We start from the raw sequence: 7,227 nt of genomic DNA, 5'->3' as shown, positions 1-7,227 counted from the left end.
CGGGTCGCGGGGCGCGTCCTGCTGGTCGGCGACGCGGCCGGCTACACCGACGCGCTCACCGGCGAGGGCATCGCCCTGGCCCTGGCCTCGGCCCGGGCCCTGGTCGCCGCCCTGGTCGCGGGCCGCCCCGAGCGCTACGAAGCCGACTGGCGCCGGCTGTCCCGCCGCCACCGCATCCTCACCGAAACCCTCCTCACCGCCCGGGCCCGCCCCCACACGGCCCGCCTGATCGTCCCCACGGCCCACCGCCTGCCGGCGGCGTTCGGCACGATCGTGAACGCGTTGGCGTAGGCCGGGGCGGTCGTACCGGCACGACCGCCGGACGCGCAACGGCCGGTCGTCGCGGAAAGACCGTCGCCGAGCGCGACCTCCGTCGCGAGCACACCCGAATCGTCGTCTTCTCGGACTCGGCCGCCCGACTGGACCGCGCTACCGGCCCTCCTCCGGCGGCAGCGAGCGGCACAATGCCTCCACCGCCGCCGGGTACGAGTGGTCCGGGGGCGTCGCGTAGCCGACCACCAGGCCGTCCGGAGCCGGGCCCGTCGCGTCCGGGTGGCGGAAGGCGGAGAGGCCGTCGAGAGCCAGGCCCTGCCATGTGGCGGCCTTGACGGTGGAGGACTCGGTGCCGGGTGGCAGGCGCAGGACGGCGTGCAGGCCGGCGGCGATGCCGGTCGCGGTGACGTGCGGGGCGTGTTCGGCCAACGCGGCGAGCAGGTGGTCGCGGCGGGCGCGGTAGCGCCGGCGCATCCGGCGAATGTGCCGGTCGTAGTGGCCGCCCTCGATGAAGTCGGCGAGGGTGAGCTGATCGGTGACTCCGGCCCACGCCTCGCGCAGGCCCTTCACCGCCAGGACGTCCTCCACCAGGTGCTCGGGCAGCACCATCCAGCCGAGCCGGATCGCGGGGGACAGGCTCTTGCTGACCGAGCCCACGTACACCACGCGGTCCGGATCCATCCCCTGGACCGCGCCCACCGGACGCCGGTCATAGCGGAACTCGCCGTCGTAGTCGTCCTCCAGTACGATCCCGCCCCGGGCCCGCGCCCAGTCCAGCGCCGCGACCCGCCGCTCGGGCGACAGCGGCCCACCGGTGGGGAATTGGTGCGCCGGCGTCAGCACCGCCACGCGCGCACTCGACAGGACGGCCGACGCGTCGGTGTCGGCGCCGTGTTCGTCGATGCGCAGGGGCAGCGTGCGGATCGATGCGGCGGCCAGGATCGAGCGGTGGAAGGCGAGCCCGTACGACTCCACGGCGGCCGGCCCGCGCAGCACGCCGGCGAACAGCAGCCGCAACGCGTGCGCGAAACCCGAGCAGATCACGATCCGATCCGGGTGGGTACGCACCCCGCGCGCCCGCGCGAGATAGTCCGTCAGCGCGGCCCGCAACTCCGGGCGCCCCTGCGGATCGCCGGGCCCGAACGCCTCGTTCGGCGCTGCGTTCAGCGCCTGGCGGGCCGATGCGACCCACGCGGTACGCGGGAAGGACGACGCGTCCGGCTGCCCTTGGCGCAGATTGTGCGTGGAGCCGGCGGGCCGCGCGGGCAGCCCGGTCCGGGCGCGGCGGCGCGGCGCGGCGAGCGGTTCGGCCCGGCGGGCGACCCGGGTACCGGAGCCCTGGCGCGCCGTCAGCCAGCCTTCCGCGACCAACTCGGCGTACGCGTCGGCGACCGTGTTGCGGGCGATGCCCAGATCGGCCGCGAGCGACCGGTACGGCGGCAGCGGTGTGTCCGGGGCCAGCCGATCGGTACGGATCGCCTCACGGATCGCGCGGATCAACACGGCCCGCCGGCTGCCCGTACCCGACAACTCGAGATGCAGGTCGCGGCCGACCCACTCGGCCGAATTGACCTCGATTTTCGACATGGAACTGCACCCTATACCAGGTCGCCTTCGCGCCTAGATTCGTCGTCATGAGCAGCGAACGCCGCACCGACCGGCCCACCGAGGCCGACCTCGAACCCCATCCCCGCCCCGAGCACGGAACCGCCCGGATCGACTTCGCCCGCGCCGTGCCCAAGGCGTTCAAAGCCCTGATCGGCTTCGACGCCGCCGCCCGGGAGGGGCTGGACCCCGCGCTGGTCGAACTGGTCCAGGTCCGCGCTTCGCAGCTCAACGGCTGCGCGTACTGCCTGCACATGCACTGGACCGACGCGCACAAGGCGGGCGCGAGCGACGAACGCCTGGCCCTGGTCGCGCTCTGGCGGGACGCCCCGCACTTCTTCACCGAGCGGGAACAGGCCGCCCTCGCGCTGACCGAGGCGCTGACCCTGGTCGCCGTCGACGGCGTCCCGGACCACATCTACGCCCACGTCGCGGACCGCTTCGACGAGTGCGAACTGGCCCGTCTGATGGCCCTGATCCTCACCATCAACACCTGGAACCGAATCGCGATCGGCACCGGCAAGGTCGCCGGCACCGACGAACGGGGGAAGCAGCGATGACCACCACCACGGGCACCGGGACCGAAACCAGGCCCGAAACGAAGACCGAGACCACCACGAACCCCCGGCGCCCCGCGCTGATCCTGGCCCTGCTCGCCTTCGCCCAATTGATCATCTCCGTCGACTACAACATCGTCTACGTCGCGCTGCCCGAGATCGGCGACGGCCTCGGCTTCACCGCGCAGAGCCTGCAATGGGTGGTCAGCGCGTACGCCGTCGCGTTCGGCGGCCTGCTGCTGCTCGGCGGCCGGGCCTGCGACCTGTACGGACCACGCCGAATGTTCGTCCTGGGCCTGGCGCTGTACGCCGGCTCCTCTCTGGCCGGCGGCCTCGCCGGTGAGCCCGGGCTGCTGATCGCGGCCCGCGCGGTACAAGGAGTGGGCGGGGCCTTCCTGTTCCCGGCGACGCTGACCCTGGTCGGTACCCTGTTCGCCGAGGGTAAGGAGCGCAACCGGGCGTTCGCGGTGTGGGGTGCGGCGGGCGGCAGCGGGATGATCGTGGGCTCGCTGCTCGGCGGGGTGCTGACCCAATTCCTGGGCTGGCAGGCGGTGTTCTACGTCAACGTCCCGCTCGCCGGCGCCGCCGCGCTGACCGCGCTCCGGCTGATTCCCACGGACGGCGCCCGGCGCGCCGACCGCCGTTTCGACCTGGCCGGCGCACTCACCTCCACCATCGGCACCATCGCGATCGTGTTCGCCTTCGTCCAGGCCCCCGAGTCGGGCTGGACCTCCGCGCCGATCCTGGCGAGCGTCGCCTTCGGGGCGGTCCTGATCGGCGTGTTCCTGGCCGTCGAACGCCGCAGCCCGGACCCGCTGATGCCGCTGCGCCTGCTGCGCGGTCGCAACCTGAGCACCGGCATGGCGGTCACCTTCCTCTACATGGCGACGATCGGCACGCTCGCCTATTTCCTCACCGTCTACTTCCAGCAGGTCAAGGGCTACACCGCGCTGGAGACCGGCCTGGCCTACCTGGTCCCGATGCTCGCGATCACCGCCGGCTCGCTGCTCGGCGGCCGGGCGGCGACCCGGTTCGGAGCGCGCACCGCGATGATCGCAAGCCTGCTCGTCGGCGCGGCGGGCACCGTCGTGGTGGGCCTGTCGATGTCCGCCGACGGCTCGTATGCGTCCATGGTCCCCGGCTTCGTGATCCTGGGTCTGGGGCAGGGTGCCGGCTACACGCTGATGTTCGGCGCCGCCGCGGTCGGCGTGGCCGGCCACGAGCAGGGCATCGCGTCCGGCATGGCCTCCACCGCCCAGCAGATCGGTGGCGCGGTAGGCCTGGCGATCCTGGTCGCAGTGGCGAACGCCCACTCGTCGACGCCGGCCGGGCTGCGTACGGCGGTGCTGATCGCCGGCGCGGGCGTCGGCGCGACCGCCCTGGTGGCGCTGCGCTTCGCCCGCGGCACCTCGGCACCCGACCCGGTCGCGACCGGTACGCCGACCACCGATCCGGCGGCCCGGATCCCGGCGGCGCTGTGATCGCGGGTGGACCGCCCACCCTGCACCCGAACTTCGGCCCGAAGGCGGTTCGCGCACCCGCGAACCGCCTTCGGGCCGTGGCTCGTTGCCGGCAGCGTCCGCGACCGGCCGTTACGGCTTGCGGGCCACCGCGCCCAGGACCAGGCGCTGGGTGACCGACAGGGTCGCCTCGTCCACCGGTTCCTCGGGACGCCACAGGTCGATGTAGACCAGGCCCGGTTCGGCCGTTTCGAGACCGTCCAGGTAGGCCGCGATCTCCTCGCGCTCGCGGAAGCGCCCGCTCTTGTGCGAGCCCTGCATCACCTGCTCCATCCGCTCCGACTCCGGCCCGCTGCGCAGGAAGTGGGTCAGGAACAGCCAACTCCCGGACGGCAGCGCGTCGAGGTAGGTGTGCAGCAGACCGGCCGGGTCCTCGTCGTCGTTGATGTGGTGGATCACCCCGAGCAACATCAGCGCGACCGGCCGATCGAAGTCGATCAGGCGCAGCACGTCCGGGTTCTTCAGGATCGACGCGGGCTCACGCAGGTCGGCGGTGATCACCGTGGTCCGCTCGTTCTCGGCGAGCAGTGCGCGACCGTGCGCGAGCACGATCGGGTCGTTGTCCACGTAGACCACGGTGGTCTCCGGGGCCAGTGCCTGGGCGACCTGGTGGGTGTTCTGCGCGGTCGGCAGCCCGGACCCGATGTCGACGAACTGCCGGATGCCCTGCTCGACCAGGAATCGCACGCCCCGGTGCAGGATCCGGCGATGCGCGCCGGCGTCGTGTTCGAGATCGGGCGCCACCTCGATCAACTTCCGGGCCACGGCACGGTCGGCGGCGTAGTTGTCCTTGCCGCCGATCAGGAAGTCGTAGATGCGCGCGACGCTCGGCACGTTGACGTCGATTCCGGCCGGCGGTCGCTCGCCGGCGGGCTCGGTCGACCACACGCGGTCTCCAGCGTTCTCGGACATGATCTCAACACCTTCGGGCCGCCGGTCGGGGGTGGTGCGGCACACTGCCGATGGTAAACCGCAGGTAACGTCCCCCGTCATCAATAGCCGTGCCACCGGCGGGAGTTCGCGATCATGCGAGCGGACAAGTCGGGTGATGTACGGCTCTGCCGGTTATGTGCACAGCAGCACGCCGCCGCACGGGGCCGGGTCCGAGCCGACTGCTGATGCTGCTCCTGGACCCGCCCTCGATTCGGGACGCGACATTCCTCTTCCGCGGCCCGCACCGACCGGCGCCCTGACGGCGCGGCCGGGGGGTGTGGCGCGGGGGTGTGGCGCCGGGTACGGACGGAGGCCGCCGGGGTGGCGGTCCGTCCGTACCCGGGGTCCTGCCTAGTCCAGGTAGTCGCGCAGCACCTGGGAGCGGGACGGGTGGCGCAGCTTCGACATGGTCTTCGACTCGATCTGGCGGATCCGCTCCCGGGTGACCCCGTAGACCTTGCCGATCTCGTCGAGCGTCTTGGGCTGACCGTCGGTGAGCCCGAAGCGCATCGAGATCACGCCGGCCTCGCGCTCGGCCAGGGTGTCCAGGACCGAGTGCAGCTGCTCCTGGAGCAGAGTGAAGCTGACCGCGTCGGCCGGGCGGATCGCCTCGGTGTCCTCGATCAGGTCACCGAACTCGCTGTCGCCCTCCTCGCCGAGGGGAGTGTGCAGGGAGATCGGCTCGCGGCCGTACTTCTGGACCTCGACGACCTTCTCCGGCGTCATGTCGAGTTCCTTGGCCAGCTCCTCCGGGGTGGGCTCGCGGCCCAGGTCCTGGAGCATCTGGCGCTGCACGCGGGCCAGCTTGTTGATCACCTCGACCATGTGGACCGGGATGCGGATGGTCCGCGCCTGGTCGGCCATGGCCCGGGTGATCGCCTGCCGAATCCACCAGGTCGCGTAGGTGGAGAACTTGAAGCCCTTCGTGTAGTCGAACTTCTCGACCGCACGAATAAGGCCGACGTTGCCCTCCTGGATCAGGTCCAGGAAGAGCATGCCGCGACCGGTGTAGCGCTTGGCCAGCGAGACCACCAGGCGGAGGTTGGCCTCCAGGAGGTGGTTCTTGGCGCGCTTGCCGTCCTCGGCGACGAGTTCGAGCTCGTGCCGGAACTGCGGCGTGAGACCGGGCTCGGAGTCCAGCTTCTCCAACGCGAACAGGCCGGCCTCGATGCGCTTGGCGATCGACACCTCCTGCTCGGCGTTGAGCAGCGAGACCTTGCCGATCAGCCGCAGGTAGTCCTTGACCGGGTCCGCGGTGGCACCCGGTGTGGTCACCTGCTGCTGCGGGGCGTCGTCCTCGTCCGTGGTGAGGACGAAGCCGCTGGGACCGACCTCGGGGGCCGCGGCCTCCGCGGGCTCGTCGAACAGGTCTTCTTCGACCAGTGCCTCGTCGCCGTCCTTGGGGGCGGGCGACTCGACCGCGGTCGTCTCGGTGGCGGTGGTGGTCTTCTTGGCCGCCGTCTTCTTCTTGGCTGCAGCCTTCTTCGGCTTCGGAGCAGATTCCACGACGGACTCTCCCGATTCCGTTGCCGCGGGCGTGACTTGCGCGGGCAAGGTCTCTGTGTTCTTGACACGGGTTGAGCGCGTGGATAGCGTCTTCTTGACAGATCGCCGAGTTGTGGCTACGTCTCTCCGTTGGGTCTCTTTGACCGGGTTGACGGTCAACGTCACACCGGCCTCATCGAGGACCTCGTTGAGGCTACGGAGGATGCTCTTCCACTGCGTTGCAGGGATGGCATCGGTTTCGAAGGCTCGGCGTATGTCCTCGCCGGTAATCGATCCTTCGGCACGGCCACGCTCGATGAGCGCCACCAGAGATTCCGATTCGGCGATTCTGTTGGGAAGCGTGCTGGACGAGCTCGGGGTCACAAATAACCTCTCGGTTCACGCGGGCATGCTGCGGCGCCGCAACTACACCGAATCGATGACGGATCCGCGGGACCGGACCCGTCGGCGCTGCCGGCGCCACTCAAGGCATCGCTCCGATCGGCAAAAGTGTTACGCCCCCGCGAGCGTGACCTGGGTCACGTCGGTCCGCAGCGGCTTCGTGCGGTTGGTTCCCCAGTGTGCGGGACGGCCCGCTGATCTGCACGGTCGCGCCGGTGAGCCCGCAGTTTCGGGCTCGGCGCCGCCGTCGGGGCCGGGGATCGACGATATCCGAGCGCCGGATGCGGAGGGTCGGATTTTTCGTTGAGGTGCGGATCGGGGTCGGGCATCGGCGTCGGTCGTGCGGTCCTGAACCTGTCTTGAGAATGCCCGCCCTCCGCCGCGTTACGCACGGGACGGGCCGGCGCGGTGTGCCGAGCGCGCCTCGGCCGCTCGCTCGGCGCCGGCTCGGG

Annotated in this window: 5 protein-coding genes and 1 pseudogene; 3 read left to right on the top strand and 3 right to left on the bottom strand. The window is 71.1% G+C overall.

Features of this window, described 5'->3' with window-relative positions:
* Nucleotides 1-291: pseudogene (locus tag ABZS54_RS41335) on the top strand (monooxygenase); the annotation flags it as partial.
* A 138-nt stretch (nucleotides 292-429) separates the two neighbouring features.
* Here ABZS54_RS41335 and ABZS54_RS41330 read toward each other — a convergent pair.
* Nucleotides 430-1,860 carry a PLP-dependent aminotransferase family protein gene (locus ABZS54_RS41330; RefSeq protein WP_355548098.1) on the bottom strand — a complete coding sequence of 477 codons (1,431 nt, stop codon included), beginning with the start codon at nucleotides 1,858-1,860 and terminating at the stop codon, nucleotides 430-432.
* 47 nt (nucleotides 1,861-1,907) lie between these two features.
* Here ABZS54_RS41330 and ABZS54_RS41325 point away from each other — a divergent pair, with 47 nt between their 5' ends.
* Nucleotides 1,908-2,438 (top strand): carboxymuconolactone decarboxylase family protein, encoded by a 531-nt coding sequence (locus ABZS54_RS41325; RefSeq protein ID WP_355548095.1) that lies wholly within the window; start codon nucleotides 1,908-1,910, stop codon nucleotides 2,436-2,438.
* Nucleotides 2,435-3,916: an MFS transporter gene (locus tag ABZS54_RS41320; protein ID WP_355548092.1), complete on the top strand. Its 1,482-nt coding sequence runs from the start codon at nucleotides 2,435-2,437 to the stop codon at nucleotides 3,914-3,916. Before ABZS54_RS41325 ends, ABZS54_RS41320 begins: the two co-directional genes overlap by 4 nt.
* A gap of 111 nt (nucleotides 3,917-4,027) precedes the next feature.
* Here ABZS54_RS41320 and ABZS54_RS41315 read toward each other — a convergent pair whose 3' ends face one another.
* Nucleotides 4,028-4,867, bottom strand: coding sequence for an SAM-dependent methyltransferase (locus ABZS54_RS41315; RefSeq protein ID WP_355548090.1), 840 nt, complete (start codon nucleotides 4,865-4,867; stop codon nucleotides 4,028-4,030).
* Nucleotides 4,868-5,239: 372 nt separating this feature from the next.
* A complete protein-coding gene (locus tag ABZS54_RS41310; protein WP_355548087.1) occupies nucleotides 5,240-6,757 on the bottom strand; it encodes an RNA polymerase sigma factor in 1,518 nt (505 codons plus the stop codon).
* Nucleotides 6,758-7,227 lie beyond the last annotated feature (470 nt).

The sequence above is a fragment of the Embleya sp. NPDC005575 genome, assembly GCF_040605455.1.
Lineage (GTDB): Bacteria > Actinomycetota > Actinomycetes > Streptomycetales > Streptomycetaceae > Embleya.
The sequence above is the reverse complement of the archived record's forward strand: the minus strand, read 5'-3'. Positions and strand labels throughout refer to the sequence as shown.

Bases quoted from the DNA above. Each gene is read 5' to 3' on its own strand.
- ABZS54_RS41315 (WP_355548090.1), bottom strand. From the start codon at position 4,867: ATGTCCGAGAACGCTGGAGACCGCGTGTGGTCGACCGAGCCCGCCGGC.
- ABZS54_RS41330 (WP_355548098.1), bottom strand. From the start codon at position 1,860: ATGTCGAAAATCGAGGTCAATTCGGCCGAGTGGGTCGGCCGCGACCTG.
- ABZS54_RS41325 (WP_355548095.1), top strand. From the start codon at position 1,908: ATGAGCAGCGAACGCCGCACCGACCGGCCCACCGAGGCCGACCTCGAA.
- ABZS54_RS41320 (WP_355548092.1), top strand. From the start codon at position 2,435: ATGACCACCACCACGGGCACCGGGACCGAAACCAGGCCCGAAACGAAG.